This window comes from Citrobacter sp. S-77, from assembly GCF_963864895.1.
GTDB classification, from domain to species: Bacteria; Pseudomonadota; Gammaproteobacteria; order Enterobacterales; family Enterobacteriaceae; genus Citrobacter; species Citrobacter murliniae.
Window position 1 is genome coordinate 4,864,824 of sequence record NZ_CAWLWU010000002.1, and the last position, 18,039, is coordinate 4,882,862.

The following is an 18,039-nucleotide window of genomic DNA, read 5'->3' on the forward strand; positions in this document are numbered from 1 at the left end:
GAAAATTAAGCCTGCTATTAATGCAGGCTTAATGATAATAAAATTTAGGGGCGTAGCTCAGTTGGTAGAGCACCGGTCTCCAAAACCGGGTGTCGCGAGTTCGAGTCTCTCCGCCCCTGCCAGAAACAATCCTTAGCATTTTTGCTAAGGATTTTTTTTTACCTGAAAATTGTGCCAATAGACCCTCCTGATTTCAGTTTCCCGGCATCCTTGCCAGTATTTTCTCTAACCTTCCAAAATATTCGTTTTTAGAAGATCTCGAATAAGCGGGTACTTATCGCTATTTTGTAGCCAAACTGCATACAATGGACGTAAAAGCGTAGCACTGTCGGCAACTGTGTGGAGATCACTTTTTGCTTTTGCCCAATTGACGGGAAGCCAGCTAAACCCCTTAAGTACAGAAAGTTGTTGCCTTGCCAGTTCAGCTGAACTGGTGGTAAGCACCGGAACTTCATCGGCTGCGATCAATCCAGTTTCATGTTGTTGAAAGTCCGGCCCCCATTCCAGGCGCAAATAATTCAATTCATCTTTTGTTAGTGATGGTGTACTGCAATAAAGTGCCAGCGTGAAATATCCCAGCAATTGGCTACTAAATTCGTCCATTTTTGGGGCTTCAGTTGTGATCAGCAGATCAAGTTGTCGCTCATGAAGCTGTTTAACTAATGACTGACGCTGAGCGATCTTGGCTTCAAATTGCAGGCTGGATTGTGGCTCTTGCAACTGATACAAACGACCCAACCAGTTATTAAGCATGCACTCCCAAAGGGATGCGCTGGCTCCGATAGAAAACTCATTATGTCGCGAGGTATTTGCAACTTCCTTACGTGCTGCTTGCCACGTATTCATCAGCGTTTCTGCATAGGGCAATAATTTTTCACCCGCAGCGGTCAAACGGATATTGTTTCTGTGTCGGGTGAAGAGGTTCACACCAAGTTGATTTTCCAGCTGTCTGATCCGAAAACTTACTGCCGATTGGGTCAGGTAGAGCGCTTCAGCAGCCCGACCAAAGTGGCGTGTCCGGCTAACTTCCAGGAAAGTTTTTAACAATTCCGTATCCACAACTCGCTCCGTAAAATTATTTGTCGTTATGATTTAAATCTTTTGTTTGACGCTCTGTCAAGCGTAACTAATACTCCGCGCCATAAATAGCTCGGCCAAAGAATTAGGAGCGTGCAGGATGGCGGAAAGCTTTACGACGACTAATCGATATTTCGACAATAAATATTATCCCCGCGGATTCTCCCGTCATGGTGATTTCACCATTAAAGAGGCACAGCTGCTTGAGCGTCACGGTTATGCCTTCAATGAGTTGGATCTGGGCAAGCGTGAACCGGTAACTGAAGAAGAAAAACTGTTTGTTGCGGTATGCCGTGGTGAACGTGAGCCGGTTACCGAAGCTGAACGTGTGTGGTCTAAATACATGACGCGTATTAAGCGTCCGAAGCGTTTCCACACTCTGTCTGGCGGGAAACCTCAGGTAGAAGGTGCTGAAGATTACACCGAGTCAGATGATTAATAAAAAAGGGCGAAAGCCCTTTTTTTATGCCAGTAGTTTCTGCAAATGAATTAATAATCTGTCTATTGCCCGATAACCAACAGCTTCCTGTAAGTGCTGGCGGGTTATATGGTCGCATTGTTCAATATCTGCAATAGTTCGAGCGACCTTTATCAGCCGTAGCCAGGCGCGGATGGATAATCCAAGGTGCGCTAACGTTTCTTCCAGCCAGCGTGCGTCATCGCTGCGCAGCTCGCAAAATTTATGTATATCCTGGCTATTCAGATGCGCGTTTAATTTCTTTTGTCGCTGATACTGACGCTCTCTTGCCACCATGACGCGTTTCTTCACTGTAGCGCTGTCTTCTCCTTTCATTACGCTCTGGCAAAGTATACCTGGAGGCGGCAGGGGTACTTCGAGTGAGAGATCGAAGCGGTCGAGAAAAGGACCTGATAACCGACTGAGATAACGTAGTGTTTGCTCTGGGGTACAACGGTTGTGGTTTCCCTGATAGTGGCCCGTTGGGCTTGGGTTCATTGCAGCAACCAGTTGAAATCGTGCAGGGTAAGTTATTTTTGCCCGAGTGCGTGATAAATGGATCTGCCCGGATTCAATAGGTTCGCGTAGTGCATCCAACGTACGCCGTTCAAACTCGGGTAATTCATCCAGAAACAATACGCCGTTATGTGCCAGAGAAATTTCTCCTGGCGCGGGAATGGAGCCACCACCCACCATTGCGCTTAATGAGGCGCTGTGATGAGGTGAGCGAAATGGACGTTGCTTCCACTGCTTTTGTATCGTGTCGGAATTGACCAGACTGAGAATTGCGGCGCTTTCCAGAGCCTCGTCATTGCTAAGAGGTGGTAACAACCCTCTCAGACGACTTGCCAGCATCGTTTTCCCCGTCCCGGGAGGACCAATTAGCAGGAGATTGTGACCGCCTGCAGCGGTGATCTCTAACCCTCGTTTGCCCTGTTCCTGACCGATGACGTCACTAAGGTCATCAGGAAAAACTCTGGGTGTGGAATCTGCGGATATCGGCCTTTCCAAATCATGCTTACCTTCCAGAAATGCGCATACGGCCTGCAAGTGATCGGCAATCAAACACCCTTCACCGTGTATCAGTCCAACTTCTGCTGCATTCTCTTTTGCGACAATAATTTGCCTGCCTGCACGAATTGCTTCGGTCGCGCTGGATATAGCTCCTGGAACGCCGCGTAGTGCGCCTGTAAGCGCTAATTCGCCTACCAGCTCATATGTGTTGAGATTATGAGTTGTAAGCTGCTCAGAAGCGGCCAGAAGCGCGATGGCGATAGGTAAATCGTATCTCCCCCCTTCTTTGGGAAGATCTGCCGGGGCGAGGTTAATCGTTATCTTTTTTGCCGGGAATTCATACCCGCTATTAATAATCGCACTGCGAACCCGATCGCGGGCTTCTTTCACCGTCGTTTCGGGTAACCCCACCATGGTTAAACCTGGCAGACCATTGCTGATATGTACCTCAATGGTAATGGGTGGCGCATTCACACCAAGCGCGGCGCGTGTGTGGACAATTGACAGTGACATATCCCCTCCTGAGGTAGGTATTATGTCGTAAAAAATAGCGGCAATATCTTGTCTTTTTGATATTTTTAGATGCTTATTCACGTATTTTTGTGTAATTGCAAACTGCCTATGTAACCTCTGGAATCGTGCTAGCAAAGGTAAGTTAATCGGCTCAAAGTCGATAGATAGCGCCGTCGAAATTGCTCAATAACGTGAAATATTTTCATTTTCTATTTTTTGTATAAAAAACAACGGTGTTTATATAAACCGTTAACTGCGTCAGAAAAATGAATGTAAAAATATCTTGTGTCATCTTTAAATTCTATGGTAACTCTTTAGGTATTCCTTCGAACAAGATGCAAGAAAATACAAAAATGACAGCCCTTCTACGAGTGATTAGCCTGGTCGTGATTAGCGTGGTGGTGATTATTATCCCACCGTGCGGGGCTGCACTTGGACGAGGAAAGGCTTAGAAAACAAGCCTTAACGAACTAAGACCCCCGCACCGAAAGGTCCGGGGGTTTTTTTTGACCTTAAAAACATAAACGAGGAGCAGAAAGTGAACGGTAGCATAAAATTCTGTTTCTCAAGATTTACGGCGGGGATGTAACTATGAATGGGGCACAGTGGGTGGTACATGCGTTGCGTGCACAAGGGGTTAAAACCGTCTTTGGTTATCCCGGGGGCGCAATTATGCCGGTTTACGATGCATTGTATGACGGTGGCGTAGAACACTTGTTGTGCCGACACGAGCAGGGTGCGGCGATGGCGGCGATTGGCTATGCCCGTTCAACGGGTAAAACCGGCGTTTGTATTGCCACTTCTGGTCCAGGTGCTACTAACCTGATCACCGGTCTGGCTGATGCCTTGTTAGATTCCGTTCCCGTTGTTGCCATCACCGGCCAGGTGTCCTCCCCGTTTATCGGAACCGATGCGTTCCAGGAAGTGGACGTTCTGGGATTGTCGTTGGCATGTACTAAACACAGTTTTTTGGTGCAATCATTTGAAGAGTTACCACGCATCCTGGCTGAAGCTTTCGAGGTTGCGAATTCTGGTCGCCCAGGCCCGGTATTGGTGGATATCCCAAAGGATATCCAACTGGCCTGTGGGTCGCTGGAACCCTATTTTTCTACCGTCGAAAACGCAGCGGCTTTCCCATATCCTGAGGTTGAACAAGCCCGTAAGATGCTGGCGCAGGCACAAAAGCCGGTTCTGTACGTTGGCGGCGGTGTGGGCATGGCGCAGGCGGTTCCGGCTCTGCGTGAGTTTATTGCAGTAACGCAGATCCCAGCGGTTTGTACACTGAAAGGTCTGGGTTCTGTCGATGCAGCTTACCCGTACTACCTGGGTATGTTGGGAATGCACGGTACCAAAGCTGCAAACTTTGCCGTGCAGGAGTGCGACTTGCTGATTGCTGTCGGTGCTCGTTTTGATGACCGGGTGACCGGTAAGTTGAATACTTTCGCACCGAATGCCAACGTGATCCATATGGATATCGATCCGGCCGAGATGAACAAGCTGCGTCAGGCACACGTTGCGCTGCAAGGTGATTTGAATACGCTGTTACCCGCATTACAACAACCGTTGACCATCAACGAATGGTGCCAATATGCCGGAGATATGCGGGCTGAACATGCCTGGCGCTACGATCATCCTGGCGAAGCTATCTACGCGCCATTGTTATTAAAACAATTGTCCGACCGTAAACCTGCCGATAGCGTAGTCACCACCGATGTCGGTCAGCATCAGATGTGGTCCGCACAGCACATGACCTACGCTCGCCCGGAGAACTTCATCACCTCCAGTGGCCTCGGAACAATGGGTTTTGGCTTACCTGCGGCGGTGGGCGCGCAGGTGGCTCGCCCGGACGATACGGTAATCTGTATCTCCGGTGACGGCTCTTTTATGATGAACGTACAGGAGCTGGGCACCGTAAAACGCAAGCAGTTGCCGCTGAAGATTGTCTTACTCGATAACCAGCGGTTAGGCATGGTGCGACAATGGCAGCAGCTGTTTTTCCAGGAACGTTATAGCGAAACCACTCTTACCGATAACCCCGATTTTCTTATGTTAGCCAGCGCCTTCGGCATCCCTGGCCAACACATTACCCGTAAAGACCAGGTTGAAGCGGCACTCGACACTATGCTGAATAGTGAGGGTCCATACCTGCTTCATGTCTCAATCGACGAACTTGAGAACGTCTGGCCTCTGGTACCGCCAGGTGCCAGTAACTCAGAAATGCTGGAGAAATTATCATGATGCAACATCAGGTCGCCGTTGAGGCTCGTTTCAATCCGGAAACGTTAGAACGTGTTTTACGCGTGGTACGCCATCGTGGTTTTCAGGTGTGTTCCATGAACATGGAAGCAGCTTCCGATGCTCAAAATATAAATATCGAATTGACCGTTGCCAGCCCCCGGTCGGTCGACTTACTGTTTAGTCAGTTAACTAAACTGGTCGATGTTGCACATGTTGCTATCTGCCAGAGTTCTACCACATCACAACAAATCCGCGCCTGAGCGCAAAAGGAAGAAAAATGACGACGAAAAAAGCTGATTACATTTGGTCCAATGGCGAGATGATTCGTTGGGAAGATGCGAAGGTTCACGTGATGTCCCACGCACTGCACTATGGTACTTCAGTATTTGAAGGTATCCGTTGCTACGATTCTCACAAAGGCCCGGTGGTGTTCCGTCATCGCGAACATATGCAGCGTCTGCGTGATTCAGCCAAGATCTATCGTTTTCCGGTATCTCAGAGCGTTGATGAACTGATGGAAGCCTGTCGCGCGGTGATCCGCAAAAACAATCTGACCAGCGCCTATATCCGTCCGCTGGTATTTGTTGGCGATGTGGGTATGGGCGTTAACCCGCCGGCAGGATACACCACGGATGTGATCATCGCTGCGTTCCCGTGGGGGGCGTATCTGGGCGCTGAAGCGCTGGATCAGGGGATCGATGCGATGGTTTCCTCGTGGAACCGTGTTGCACCAAACACTATTCCTACCGCTGCTAAAGCGGGGGGTAACTACCTGTCTTCGCTGCTGGTGGGTAGCGAAGCACGTCGTCATGGCTACCAGGAAGGGATTGCGCTAGACGTAAATGGCTACATCTCCGAAGGTGCAGGTGAAAACCTGTTTGAAGTTAAAGATGGCATTCTGTTTACCCCGCCATTTACCTCCTCCGCGCTGCCAGGCATCACGCGTGACGCGATCATCAAGCTGGCGAAAGATCTTGATATCGAAGTGCGTGAGCAGGTGTTGTCCCGCGAATCCCTGTACCTGGCCGACGAAGTGTTCATGTCCGGTACTGCGGCAGAAATCACTCCGGTGCGTAGCGTTGACGGTATCCAGGTGGGTGAAGGCCGTTGTGGCCCGGTGACCAAACGTATCCAGCAAGCCTTCTTTGGTCTCTTTACTGGTGAAACGGAAGATAAATACGGTTGGTTGGATCAGGTTAACCAATAAACATAAATTTGGGACGGCACGCACCGTCCCAATTATTAGATAGACGGGAGTAAATACAGCATGCCTAAGTATCGTTCTGCCACCACCACCCACGGCCGAAACATGGCGGGTGCACGCGCACTGTGGCGCGCCACCGGGATGACCGATGATGATTTCGGTAAACCGATTATTGCCGTGGTGAACTCCTTTACCCAGTTCGTACCGGGCCACGTGCACCTGCGCGATCTCGGTAAGCTGGTTGCCGAACAGATTGAAGCCTCAGGCGGCGTGGCGAAAGAGTTCAACACTATCGCTGTGGATGACGGTATCGCCATGGGGCACGGGGGTATGCTTTATTCACTGCCGTCGCGCGAGCTGATTGCCGATTCGGTGGAGTATATGGTGAATGCCCATTGCGCTGATGCGATGGTTTGCATTTCCAACTGCGACAAAATCACCCCGGGGATGTTAATGGCCTCTCTGCGGCTGAACATTCCGGTGATTTTTGTTTCCGGCGGGCCGATGGAAGCCGGTAAAACCAAGCTCTCCGACCAAATCATCAAGCTCGATCTGGTTGATGCGATGATTCAGGGTGCAGATCCGAAAGTCTCTGACTCCCAAAGCGATCAGATTGAACGTTCCGCCTGCCCAACCTGTGGTTCCTGTTCCGGGATGTTCACCGCTAACTCGATGAACTGTCTGACAGAAGCATTGGGCTTGTCGCAGCCGGGCAATGGATCGCTGCTGGCAACCCACACTGACCGTAAGCAGCTGTTTCTCAATGCCGGTTCACGAATCGTTGAGCTGACCAAACGCTATTACGAGCAGAATGATGATTCCGCCCTGCCGCGCAATATTGCCAGCAAGGCGGCATTTGAAAACGCCATGACGCTGGATATCGCCATGGGCGGTTCCACTAACACCGTTCTGCACTTGCTGGCCGCCGCGCAGGAAGCGGAAATTGACTTCACGATGAGTGATATCGATAAGCTGTCTCGCAAGGTTCCACAGTTGTGTAAAGTGGCGCCAAGTACGCAGAAATACCATATGGAAGATGTTCACCGTGCGGGCGGCGTACTGGGCATTTTAGGCGAGCTGGATCGTGCAGGTCTGTTGAATCGTGATGTGAAAAACGTACTGGGGCTGACTTTGTCGCAGTCTCTGGAGCAGTACGATGTGATGCTGACTCAGGATGAGGCGGTGAAAAAGATGTTCCGCGCAGGTCCGGCGGGTATTCGTACCACCCAGGCATTCTCGCAGGACTGCCGCTGGGATACGCTGGATGATGATCGTGCCGAGGGTTGTATCCGCTCGCTGGAACATGCCTACAGCAAAGATGGTGGCCTGGCGGTACTGTACGGTAATTTCGCTGAAAATGGGTGTATCGTCAAAACCGCTGGTGTGGACGACAGTATTCTGAAATTCACTGGTCCTGCCAAAGTTTATGAGAGTCAGGATGAGGCGGTAGATGCGATTCTTGGCGGTAAAGTTGTAGCGGGCGATGTGGTCGTTATTCGCTACGAAGGGCCTAAAGGTGGACCGGGGATGCAGGAAATGCTCTACCCAACGACCTTCCTGAAATCGATGGGGCTGGGTAAAGCGTGCGCGCTGATAACCGACGGTCGTTTCTCCGGTGGAACATCGGGTCTCTCTATTGGTCACGTCTCTCCGGAAGCGGCCAGCGGCGGCAATATTGCTATCATTGAAGATGGCGACATGATTGCCATCGATATCCCGAATCGCGGTATTCAATTGCAACTCAGCGATGCGGAAATTGCTGCCCGCCGTGAAGCGCAGGAAGCCCGCGGCGATAAAGCCTGGACACCAAAAGATCGTCAGCGTCAGGTTTCCTTTGCTCTTCGCGCTTATGCCAGTCTGGCAACCAGTGCCGACAAAGGTGCGGTACGTGATAAATCGAAATTGGGGGGGTAATGACTATGGCTGATTCACAACCCCTGTCTGGCACCCCTGAGGGTGCCGAGTATCTCAGGGCGGTGCTGCGTGCGCCGGTCTATGAAGCGGTACAGGTGACGCCGCTGCAAAAAATGGAAAAGCTCTCATCGCGCCTCGACAACGTCATTCTGGTGAAGCGCGAAGACCGACAACCGGTTCACAGCTTCAAGCTGCGTGGTGCCTATGCCATGATGGCGGGCCTTACAGAAGCGCAAAAAGCGCATGGTGTAATCACCGCATCTGCAGGTAATCATGCCCAGGGCGTTGCCTTTTCTTCTGCTCGTCTTGGCGTGAAGGCGTTGATTGTCATGCCGACCGCGACTGCGGATATCAAAGTGGATGCGGTACGCGGTTTTGGCGGCGAGGTGTTGCTGCACGGCGCAAATTTTGATGAAGCTAAAGCTAAAGCCATTGAGCTTTCGCAACAGCAGGGCTTTACCTGGGTTCCACCGTTCGACCATCCTATGGTTATTGCCGGACAAGGGACGCTGGCGCTGGAATTACTTCAGCAGGATGCGCACCTGGATCGCGTTTTTGTTCCGGTGGGTGGCGGCGGACTGGCGGCAGGTGTTGCGGTGCTGATTAAACAGCTGATGCCGCAGATCAAAGTCATTGCGGTTGAAGCTGAAGATTCTGCTTGCCTGAAGGCGGCGCTGGAAGCCGGTCATCCGGTGGATCTTCCGCGCGTCGGATTGTTTGCAGAGGGGGTGGCGGTCAAGCGTATCGGTGACGAAACTTTCCGCCTGTGTCAGGAATACCTTGATGACATCATCACCGTTGACAGCGATGCTATCTGTGCGGCGATGAAGGATCTGTTCGAGGACGTGCGTGCTGTGGCGGAACCGTCTGGTGCACTGGCGCTGGCGGGGATGAAAAAATACATTGCCCAGCACAATATTCGCGGCGAACGTCTGGCGCATGTGCTCTCTGGCGCTAACGTCAATTTCCACGGTCTGCGCTACGTTTCTGAACGCTGCGAGCTGGGGGAACAGCGTGAAGCGTTGCTGGCGGTGACGATCCCGGAAGAGAAGGGCAGCTTCCTGAAATTCTGTCAGCTGCTGGGTGGGCGCTCGGTCACCGAGTTTAACTACCGTTTTGCCGATGCCAAAGACGCCTGTATTTTTGTCGGTGTGCGCCTGAGCCGTGGGCTGGAAGAACGTAAGGAAATCCTCCAGTTGCTCAATGACGGTGGTTACAGCGTGGTGGATCTTTCCGACGACGAAATGGCCAAGCTGCATGTGCGCTATATGGTTGGTGGGCGTCCGTCAAAACCGCTACAAGAGCGTTTGTACAGCTTCGAGTTTCCCGAGTCTCCGGGGGCGCTGTTGAAATTCCTGCATACCCTGGGTACCCACTGGAATATTTCCCTTTTCCACTACCGCAGCCACGGTACCGACTATGGTCGGGTGCTGGCTGCATTTGAACTGGCCGATCATGAACCGGACTTTGAAACCAGACTGAACGAGTTGGGTTATGACTGTCATGATGAGACTCACAACCCGGCGTTTCGCTTCTTCCTTGCAGGTTAGTATTAACGTTCGTTGGGCGGATAGGGCGCAAGCGTCCTATCCGCCCAGGTTTTAATGGTTGGGTAAAATTTTCCAGAATGCATCAATCAGCGGCTCATGCAGCCGCTTTTTTTGTGCACAAACACCCAGCTCAAACGGTGTTCTTTCATCGCTACGTTCTAATATCATCACGCGGTTACGCACCGGTTCAGGGCTGTTTTCCAGCACCACTTCTGGCAGCAATGCCACGCCACACCCGAGCGCCACCATCGATACCATGGCTTCATGCCCACCGACTGTGGCGTAAATCATAGGGTTGCTGATTTTATTACGCCGGAACCACAGCTCAATACGGCGGCGCACCGGCCCCTGATCGGCCATGATAAACGGTATCGATGACCAGTCAGGTTCATCGGCGGAGATTTGGCTGCGAACCGGGCAGGGCAATGCCGGGGCGATTAACACCACCGCCAGATTTTCCAGCATTGAGAAGGCGACGGCGCCAGGCAGCGTTTCCGGTTTACCGGCAATGGCCAGATCGGCTTCCCCGGTGACCACTTTATCCATGGCGTCGGCGGCGTCGCCGGTGGTGAGCTTAATTTCTACTGACGGATGTTCGGCGCGAAAGCGATCCAGAATGGGGGGCAAATGGCTGTAGGCGGCGGTTACCGAGCAGAAGATATGTAACTCACCGGACAGCGATGGTCCTTGCTGATCAAGGGTATGACGCAATTGCTGATATTGGAGCAACGTCTGTTGGGCAAACACGCGCAACTCTTCTCCCGCCTCGGTCAGCGTGACCGTGCGATTATCGCGCACAAACAGTGGTTGCCCGAGATCTTCCTCAAGGCGCTGAATCTGTCGGGAGAGCGTGGAAGGACTGACGTGCATCGCCCGTGCACTGCGGCCAAAATGGCGGCTTTCCGCCAGGTGCAGGAAGGTTTTCAGATCGCGTAAATCCACAGGCTTAGCCCTCAATGTTGACGTTGCAGATATTGCAATGTGATGTTGTGAATATATCAATTTCCGCAATAAATTTCCTGTTGTAATGTGAGTACATTCTCGCTTAAACGCGAACCGAACAATAAGAAGCACAACATCACGAGGAATCACCATGGCTAACTACTTTAATACACTGAATCTGCGCCAGCAGCTGGCACAGCTGGGTAAATGTCGCTTTATGGGCCGCGAAGAATTCGCCGACGGCGCGAGCTACCTTCAGGGTAAAAAAGTGGTTATCGTCGGCTGTGGTGCTCAAGGTCTGAACCAGGGGCTGAACATGCGTGACTCTGGTCTGGATATCTCCTATGCCCTGCGTAAAGAAGCGATTGCTGAGAAGCGCGCATCCTGGCGCAAAGCAACAGAAAACGGCTTCAAAGTAGGTACTTACGAAGAGCTGATCCCGCAGGCTGATCTGGTGGTTAACCTGACGCCAGACAAACAGCACTCTGACGTTGTGCGTTCCGTTCAGCCGCTGATGAAAGACGGCGCGGCGCTGGGCTATTCCCATGGCTTCAACATCGTGGAAGTGGGGGAGCAGATCCGTAAAGATATCACCGTGGTGATGGTAGCGCCGAAATGCCCGGGAACCGAAGTGCGTGAAGAGTACAAACGTGGTTTCGGTGTACCGACCCTGATCGCCGTCCATCCGGAAAATGACCCTAAAGGTGAAGGCATGGCGATTGCTAAAGCCTGGGCTGCGGCAACCGGTGGTCACCGTGCTGGCGTACTGGAATCCTCTTTCGTCGCGGAAGTGAAATCTGACCTGATGGGTGAGCAGACTATCCTGTGCGGTATGCTGCAGGCCGGTTCTCTGCTGTGCTTCGATAAACTGGTGCAAGAAGGTACTGACCCGGCTTACGCAGAAAAACTGATTCAGTTCGGCTGGGAAACCATCACCGAAGCGCTGAAACAGGGTGGTATTACGCTGATGATGGACCGCCTGTCTAACCCGGCGAAACTGCGTGCTTACGCGTTGTCCGAGCAACTGAAAGAGATCATGGCGCCGCTGTTCCAGAAACATATGGATGACATCATCTCCGGCGAATTCTCCTCCGGTATGATGGCGGACTGGGCCAACGATGATAAGAAACTGCTGACCTGGCGTGAAGAGACCGGTAAAACTGCGTTTGAAACTGCGCCGCAGTTTGAAGGCAAAATTGGCGAGCAGGAGTACTTCGATAAAGGTGTACTGATGATTGCGATGGTGAAAGCGGGCGTTGAGCTGGCATTCGAAACCATGGTGGCGTCCGGCATTATCGAAGAGTCTGCTTACTATGAGTCACTCCATGAGCTGCCGCTGATTGCCAACACCATTGCCCGTAAGCGTCTGTACGAAATGAACGTGGTTATTTCCGATACTGCAGAATACGGCAACTATCTGTTCTCTTACGCTTGCGTACCGCTGCTGAAAGAGTTCATGACTACGTTGCAGACCGGCGACCTGGGTAAAGCGATTGCGGAAGGTGCGGTAGATAACGCACAGCTGCGTGATGTGAACGATGCGATTCGCAGCCACGAAATTGAGAAAGTTGGTCAGAAGCTGCGTGGCTACATGACTGACATGAAGCGTATTGCTGTCGCGGGCTAAAAATGTGTCGGGTGGCGTTAACGCTTACCCGACTTTCATCGTAGTACGTAGCTGCCATCCGGCAGATAAACCCGGTGCTTATACTCACCGGGTTTTTTATTAGTTGCGGTACAGCACCTTAATGATGTGGTAACCGAACTGCGTATGCAGTGGGCCGGTGGGTTCCAGTACCGGGCAGGAGAAAACCACTTTATCAAACGCCGGAACCATCTGGCCTTGACGGAATTCACCCAGGTGACCGCCTTTTTTACCTGACGGGCAGGTAGAGTGTTTCTTCGCCAGTTTCTCGAAGTCTGCGCCGTTTTTAATTTGTTCCAGAAGATCCAGAGCCAGTTTCTCTTCTTTAACAAGGATATGCAGTGCTGCTGCTGTTTTTGCCATGATCGTGCCTTGAGTGGGATGGTTGAGGCTGGCTATACTACCATGCTCTAAATCTCCCCTCCCGACTTTCATTGAGTGACCTTTATGCGTTTAAACCCCGGACAACAACAAGCCGTCGAATTCGTCACCGGACCTTGCCTGGTGCTGGCGGGGGCCGGTTCTGGTAAGACGCGCGTGATCACGAATAAAATTGCCCATCTGATTCGCGAATGTGGCTATCAGGCACGGCATATTGCAGCGGTGACCTTTACTAACAAGGCCGCGCGCGAGATGAAAGAGCGTGTGGCGCAGACGCTGGGCCGTAAAGAAGCGCGTGGTTTGATGATCTCCACCTTCCACACTCTGGGGTTGGATATTATCAAGCGTGAGTACGCGGCGTTGGGGATGAAATCCAACTTCTCTCTGTTTGATGATACCGATCAGGTGGCGCTGCTTAAAGATCTGACCGACGGGTTGATCGACGATGATAAAGTGGTGCTGCAACAGCTGATCTCGACGCTCTCCAACTGGAAAAACGATCTAATGACTCCGGCGCAGGCGGCGGCTAGCGCTAAAGGGGAGCGTGACCGTATTTTTGCCCATTGCTACGGTTTGTACGATGCCCATATGAAGGCGTGTAACGTTCTCGATTTTGACGATCTGATTTTGCTCCCGACTTTGCTACTACAGCGCAATGAAGAGGTGAGAGAACGCTGGCAGAACAGAATCCGCTATCTGCTGGTGGATGAATACCAGGATACCAACACCAGTCAGTACGAGTTGGTTAAGCTGCTGGTGGGACGCCGTGCGCGCTTTACTGTGGTGGGGGACGATGACCAGTCTATCTATTCCTGGCGTGGTGCACGTCCGCAGAATCTGGTGCTGCTGAGCAAAGATTTTCCGGCGTTGCAGGTGGTCAAGCTGGAACAAAACTACCGTTCTTCCGGACGTATTCTGAAAGCGGCAAATATTCTCATTGCCAACAACCCACATGTCTTTGAAAAAAGGCTCTTTTCCGAACTGGGTTATGGCGCTGAACTAAAAGTACTAAGTGCCAATAACGAAGAGCACGAAGCAGAGCGCGTGACCGGAGAACTGATTGCCCATCACTTTGTTAACAAAACACAGTATAAAGATTACGCGATCCTCTATCGCGGTAATCATCAGTCGCGGGTGTTCGAAAAATTCCTGATGCAGAACCGCATTCCGTACAAAATTTCCGGCGGAACGTCGTTTTTCTCGCGCCCGGAGATCAAAGATTTGCTGGCCTATCTGCGGGTATTGAGCAATCCGGATGATGACAGTGCATTTCTGCGCATAGTGAATACCCCGAAACGTGAAATCGGCCCTGCCACGCTGCAAAAATTGGGCGAGTGGGCAATGACGCGTAATAAAAGTTTGTTTACTGCCAGCTTTGATATGGGGCTTAGCCAGACGCTTACCGGGCGTGGTTATGACTCTCTGACTCGTTTTACTCACTGGTTGGGTGAAATTCAGCGCCTGGCAGAGCGCGAACCGATTGCAGCAGTACGTGACCTGATCCACGGCATTGATTACGAATCCTGGCTGTATGAAACCTCGCCCAGTCCGAAAGCTGCAGAAATGCGCATGAAAAACGTCAATACGCTGTTCAGCTGGATGACGGAGATGCTGGAAGGCAGCGAGCTGGAAGAGCCGATGACGTTGACCCAGGTGGTGACGCGCTTTACGTTACGCGACATGATGGAGCGCGGGGAGAGCGAAGAAGAGTTGGATCAGGTGCAGTTAATGACGCTACACGCCTCAAAAGGGCTGGAGTTTCCGTATGTGTTTATGGTGGGCATGGAAGAGGGATTCCTGCCGCACCAGAGCAGCATTGACGAAGACAACATAGATGAAGAGCGTCGCCTGGCCTATGTAGGGATCACCCGTGCACAGAAAGAGCTTATCTTCACGCTGTGTAAAGAGCGTCGCCAGTACGGCGAACTGGTGCGCCCGGAACCGAGCCGTTTTCTGCTGGAATTACCGCAGGATGACGTTATCTGGGAACAGGAACGTAAAGTGGTGAGTGCTGAAGAACGGATGCAAAAAGGACAGAGTCACCTGGCGAATCTGAAAGCAATGATGGCTGCAAAGAAAGCGAAATAGTCGATCGGGGCGGGTCTGAAATGTGCTGACAGACCCGATAAGATGCGCTGGCATCACCATCCGGCATGTGAAACGTTACTGTACTTCCAGTGGCCAGTGGACGTAACTTTGCCACTGGCTTTCCTGATCGATAAGCTCTTTACCCAGCGGATGATGCGCCAGCCAGCCTTCTGGCAATCTTACCGTAAGGTGCTCATTCTTTGCGTCCAGATGAATTTCTGGCACTAAGTCGTCACGGCGACGACTGGCGAAAATAATCGCCAGGCGTAGCAAGCGGCAAAGATGTTCTGCGATGCGAGGCGGCACGGCATTTTGCTGGTGGAGTGAGGAGAGATCGACCGGATTGGTCTGGTTTAATAATAGCGTCGCTAACAGTTTTTTCTGTGCCGGGGTAAATCCTGGAAGATCAAGGTTTCGCACCAGCCAGGCGGCATGTAGTGGTGCCTGCTTATATTCCACACTCAAGCCTATTTCATGCAACTGACAGGCACTTTGCAGCAGTTCGCTACTGATAGCTTCAAGATGCCACTCATTTTTCACTTGATCGAATAAATGTACTGCCAATTTTGCAACGCGGTTTGCCTGATCGGTATCGACCATAAACCGACGCTGAATATTGCGTAACGTACGGCTGCGAATGTCCTGATCCACCGGCAAGTGCAGCATGCCGTATACCAGGCCTTCACGTAATGCACCGCCCGCGAGAGTCATACACTGAATGTTCAGTTCGGTAAAAATGGCGATCAGAATCGCCAGCCCGCTGGGGAACACCAGTGCGCGCTCCAGTGTTAGCCCTTCGATTTCCAGCTCTTCCAGACGTCCGCAATGAATGGCGCGTTGTTTTAACTGCTGGAGTTTTGCCAGAGTAATGCGTTCATCCATGCCCTGCGCCATCATAATTTCCTGCAAAGCCTGTACGGTGCCAGAAGCACCTACGCAGACTTTCCAGCCATGAAAGCGCAGCTTGTCAGCGACCGGGCGCAGAACGTCACGTGCTGCTTTCTCGGCTTCGTCAAAGTTTTCTTGTGCCAGATTTCGATCGGTGAAATACCGTTCGAGCCACGTAACACAGCCCATTGACAGACTAAACAGTGAGGTTGTTTGCGCACCAGAGCCAGTTACCAGCTCTGTACTGGCTCCCCCAATATCAACGACCAGACGCTGATCAGCGCCGCCGGTGGTGTGGGCAACGCCCTGATAGATAAGACGCGCTTCTTCTTCGCCGCTAATAACCTGAACAGCACAGCCGAGGATCTCTTGCGCTTTCGCAATAAAAACATCGGCATTGACGGCGATACGCAATGTCGCTGTGGCGACCACCCGGATTTGCGGCTGAGGGATATCCTGCAGACGCTCAGCAAACAGGCGCAGGCATTGCCAGCCGCGCTCCATTGCTTCTGCGGAGAGAATATTTTCGCTGTTCAGCCCAGCAGCCAGACGCACTTTGCGCTTAATTCGCGTGAGTGTCTGAATACTCCCTGCTACTTCGCGCACTACCAGCATATGAAAACTATTGGATCCGAGATCTATTGCTGCATAGAGCGAAGTAGAGTTGAGCATGACTTAGTTAACCTGAACGACGACGATTACGTGGAGCACCACCAGTACGACGTGGGCCATTGCCAGGGCGCGAGCGCGTCAGGCGCAGCGGTTTTGGCAGATCGGTCATCAGCGCGTCTGGGTTGTACTTGCTAACCGGAATCGAGTGGCCGATATAGGTCTCGATTGCAGGTAAATTCAACGCGTACTCTTCACAGGCGAGGCTAATAGAGTGACCGCTCGCTCCAGCGCGACCCGTACGACCAATACGGTGAACGTAATCTTCACAGTCATCTGGCAGGTCATAGTTGAACACGTGTGTTACGGCCGGAATATGCAGACCACGCGCGGCAACATCAGTCGCAACAAGAATGTCGAGATCGCCACGGGTGAACTCTTCCAGAATACGCAGGCGTTTTTTCTGTGCCACGTCGCCAGTTAGCAGACCTACGCGATGACCGTCGGCAGCAAGACTGCCCCAGATATCTTCACAGCGGTGCTTGGTATTGGCAAAAACAATGGCGCGATCCGGCCACTCTTCTTCAATCAGCGTTTGCAGCAAACGCATTTTCTCTTCATTTGAAGGATAGAAGAGCTCTTCTTTAATACGGTGACCTGTCTTCTGTTCCGGTTCGACTTCAACGTATTCGGCATTGTTCATCTGTTCGAACGCCAGTTCGCGAACGCGGTAAGAGAGGGTTGCGGAAAACAGCATGTTCAGACGCTGGTTGGTTGGCGGCATACGACGGAACAACCAACGGATATCTTTAATAAAGCCCAGATCGTACATGCGATCGGCTTCATCCAGTACGACGACCTGAATCGCGCCCAGGTTAATGTGGTTCTGCTTTGCGTAGTCAATTAGACGGCCAGTGGTGCCGATAAGAATATCGACCCCGCTCTCCAGCACTTTTAACTGCTTGTCGTAACCGTCGCCGCCATATGCCAGGCCTAATTTCAGTCCTGTTGTCTGCGCGAGTGGCTCGGCGTCTGCGTGGATCTGCACGGCTAACTCACGCGTTGGCGCCATAATTAACGCACGCGGTTGGTTCACCTTGCGATCGGCAATCGCGGGATGAGAGAGAAGGTAATGAAACGTTGACGTAAGAAACGCCATCGTTTTTCCGGTACCGGTTTGCGCCTGCCCTGCTACATCACGACCAGCCAGCGTAAGCGGGAGGGCCAGTGCCTGAATGGGCGTACAATTATGAAACCCTTTGTTTTCAAGGGCTTCTATCACCTTTGGGTGCAGGGCGAAGTCGGAAAACTTCTGTTCTGTTAAATGTGTTTTGCTCATAGTGTGGTAGAATATCAGCTTACTATTGCTTTACGAAAGCGTATCCGGTGAAATAAAGTCAACCTTTAGTTGGTTAATGCAGTACATAAAGCATTCATGATGCGTCGAGGCGGCAAGTGAATGAGTCACTGGAGCGTACAATAGTACGTGACTGGGACACAGAGCGCAGCCAACAATGAG

General features: G+C 51.8%; 15 protein-coding genes and 1 tRNA gene. 10 read left to right on the forward strand and 6 right to left on the reverse strand.

Annotated features, from left to right (window positions below):
- The first annotated feature begins 46 nt into the window (after positions 1–46).
- Positions 47–122: transfer RNA gene (locus AACS05_RS23725), tRNA-Trp, on the forward strand.
- 103 nt (positions 123–225) lie between these two features.
- Here the strand turns inward: AACS05_RS23725 and hdfR are convergent.
- Positions 226–1,089 (reverse strand): HTH-type transcriptional regulator HdfR, encoded by an 864-nt coding sequence (hdfR, locus tag AACS05_RS23730; protein WP_404842384.1) that lies wholly within the window; start codon positions 1,087–1,089, stop codon positions 226–228.
- Positions 1,090–1,177: 88 nt separating this feature from the next.
- On the opposite strand from hdfR, the gene maoP reads away from it, so the two are divergent.
- A complete protein-coding gene (maoP, locus tag AACS05_RS23735) occupies positions 1,178–1,516 on the forward strand; it encodes a macrodomain Ori organization protein MaoP (RefSeq protein ID WP_003018025.1) in 339 nt (112 codons plus the stop codon).
- A 24-nt stretch (positions 1,517–1,540) separates the two neighbouring features.
- On the opposite strand, the gene AACS05_RS23740 is transcribed toward maoP, so the two are convergent.
- On the reverse strand, positions 1,541–3,061 hold the full coding sequence (locus AACS05_RS23740) for a YifB family Mg chelatase-like AAA ATPase (protein ID WP_045449045.1): 1,521 nt from the start codon (positions 3,059–3,061) through the stop codon (positions 1,541–1,543).
- 353 nt (positions 3,062–3,414) lie between these two features.
- On the opposite strand from AACS05_RS23740, the gene ilvL reads away from it, so the two are divergent.
- The 6 genes from ilvL (at position 3,415) to ilvA (ending at position 9,967) form a co-directional block, all read left to right on the forward strand.
- Complete coding sequence (gene ilvL / locus AACS05_RS23745) at positions 3,415–3,513, forward strand: ilv operon leader peptide (protein WP_001311244.1); 99 nt, start codon at positions 3,415–3,417, stop codon at positions 3,511–3,513.
- A 139-nt stretch (positions 3,514–3,652) separates the two neighbouring features.
- Positions 3,653–5,299 carry an acetolactate synthase 2 catalytic subunit gene (gene ilvG / locus AACS05_RS23750; RefSeq protein WP_045449047.1) on the forward strand — a complete coding sequence of 549 codons (1,647 nt, stop codon included), beginning with the start codon at positions 3,653–3,655 and terminating at the stop codon, positions 5,297–5,299.
- Entirely contained in the window at positions 5,296–5,559 is a 264-nt protein-coding gene (gene ilvM, locus AACS05_RS23755; RefSeq protein ID WP_045449048.1) for an acetolactate synthase 2 small subunit, read from the forward strand. Before ilvG ends, ilvM begins: the two co-directional genes overlap by 4 nt.
- A 17-nt stretch (positions 5,560–5,576) precedes the next feature.
- Positions 5,577–6,506, forward strand: a complete 930-nt coding sequence (locus tag AACS05_RS23760; RefSeq protein WP_045449049.1) for a branched-chain amino acid transaminase — start codon at positions 5,577–5,579, stop codon at positions 6,504–6,506.
- A gap of 60 nt (positions 6,507–6,566) precedes the next feature.
- Complete coding sequence (ilvD, locus tag AACS05_RS23765) at positions 6,567–8,417, forward strand: dihydroxy-acid dehydratase (protein WP_045449050.1); 1,851 nt, start codon at positions 6,567–6,569, stop codon at positions 8,415–8,417.
- Between the two features lie 5 nt (positions 8,418–8,422).
- Complete coding sequence (gene ilvA / locus AACS05_RS23770; protein WP_045449849.1) at positions 8,423–9,967, forward strand: threonine ammonia-lyase, biosynthetic; 1,545 nt, start codon at positions 8,423–8,425, stop codon at positions 9,965–9,967.
- A 51-nt stretch (positions 9,968–10,018) separates the two neighbouring features.
- Here ilvA and ilvY read toward each other — a convergent pair whose 3' ends face one another.
- The gene (gene ilvY / locus AACS05_RS23775; protein ID WP_045449051.1) at positions 10,019–10,909 is read right to left on the reverse strand and encodes an HTH-type transcriptional activator IlvY; all 891 of its coding nucleotides are present in this window, start codon (positions 10,907–10,909) and stop codon (positions 10,019–10,021) included.
- 151 nt (positions 10,910–11,060) lie between these two features.
- Here ilvY and ilvC point away from each other — a divergent pair, with 151 nt between their 5' ends.
- Positions 11,061–12,536, forward strand: coding sequence for a ketol-acid reductoisomerase (gene ilvC, locus AACS05_RS23780; RefSeq protein ID WP_045449054.1), 1,476 nt, complete (start codon positions 11,061–11,063; stop codon positions 12,534–12,536).
- A 99-nt stretch (positions 12,537–12,635) separates the two neighbouring features.
- Here ilvC and ppiC read toward each other — a convergent pair whose 3' ends face one another.
- Positions 12,636–12,917, reverse strand: a complete 282-nt coding sequence (ppiC, locus tag AACS05_RS23785; RefSeq protein WP_015960967.1) for a peptidylprolyl isomerase PpiC — start codon at positions 12,915–12,917, stop codon at positions 12,636–12,638.
- Positions 12,918–13,001: 84 nt separating this feature from the next.
- Between ppiC and rep the strand changes: the two genes are divergently transcribed.
- Positions 13,002–15,023 (forward strand): DNA helicase Rep, encoded by a 2,022-nt coding sequence (rep, locus tag AACS05_RS23790; RefSeq protein WP_045449058.1) that lies wholly within the window; start codon positions 13,002–13,004, stop codon positions 15,021–15,023.
- A gap of 75 nt (positions 15,024–15,098) precedes the next feature.
- On the opposite strand, the gene gppA is transcribed toward rep, so the two are convergent.
- Together gppA and rhlB are read right to left on the reverse strand one after the other, a co-directional pair.
- Positions 15,099–16,583, reverse strand: coding sequence for a guanosine-5'-triphosphate,3'-diphosphate diphosphatase (gene gppA, locus AACS05_RS23795; RefSeq protein ID WP_045449060.1), 1,485 nt, complete (start codon positions 16,581–16,583; stop codon positions 15,099–15,101).
- A gap of 7 nt (positions 16,584–16,590) precedes the next feature.
- Complete coding sequence (gene rhlB, locus AACS05_RS23800; protein ID WP_045449063.1) at positions 16,591–17,859, reverse strand: ATP-dependent RNA helicase RhlB; 1,269 nt, start codon at positions 17,857–17,859, stop codon at positions 16,591–16,593.
- Positions 17,860–18,039 lie beyond the last annotated feature (180 nt).

Coding starts and splice junctions, on each gene's coding strand:
- ilvC (WP_045449054.1), top strand. CDS start 11,061: ATGGCTAACTACTTTAATACACTGAATCTGCGCCAGCAGCTGGCACAG.
- ilvD (WP_045449050.1), top strand. CDS start 6,567: ATGCCTAAGTATCGTTCTGCCACCACCACCCACGGCCGAAACATGGCG.
- gppA (WP_045449060.1), bottom strand. CDS start 16,583: ATGCTCAACTCTACTTCGCTCTATGCAGCAATAGATCTCGGATCCAAT.
- AACS05_RS23740 (WP_045449045.1), bottom strand. CDS start 3,061: ATGTCACTGTCAATTGTCCACACACGCGCCGCGCTTGGTGTGAATGCG.
- AACS05_RS23760 (WP_045449049.1), top strand. CDS start 5,577: ATGACGACGAAAAAAGCTGATTACATTTGGTCCAATGGCGAGATGATT.
- ilvA (WP_045449849.1), top strand. CDS start 8,423: ATGGCTGATTCACAACCCCTGTCTGGCACCCCTGAGGGTGCCGAGTAT.
- ilvL (WP_001311244.1), top strand. CDS start 3,415: ATGACAGCCCTTCTACGAGTGATTAGCCTGGTCGTGATTAGCGTGGTG.
- ilvM (WP_045449048.1), top strand. CDS start 5,296: ATGATGCAACATCAGGTCGCCGTTGAGGCTCGTTTCAATCCGGAAACG.
- ilvG (WP_045449047.1), top strand. CDS start 3,653: ATGAATGGGGCACAGTGGGTGGTACATGCGTTGCGTGCACAAGGGGTT.
- maoP (WP_003018025.1), top strand. CDS start 1,178: ATGGCGGAAAGCTTTACGACGACTAATCGATATTTCGACAATAAATAT.
- rep (WP_045449058.1), top strand. CDS start 13,002: ATGCGTTTAAACCCCGGACAACAACAAGCCGTCGAATTCGTCACCGGA.
- ppiC (WP_015960967.1), bottom strand. CDS start 12,917: ATGGCAAAAACAGCAGCAGCACTGCATATCCTTGTTAAAGAAGAGAAA.
- rhlB (WP_045449063.1), bottom strand. CDS start 17,859: ATGAGCAAAACACATTTAACAGAACAGAAGTTTTCCGACTTCGCCCTG.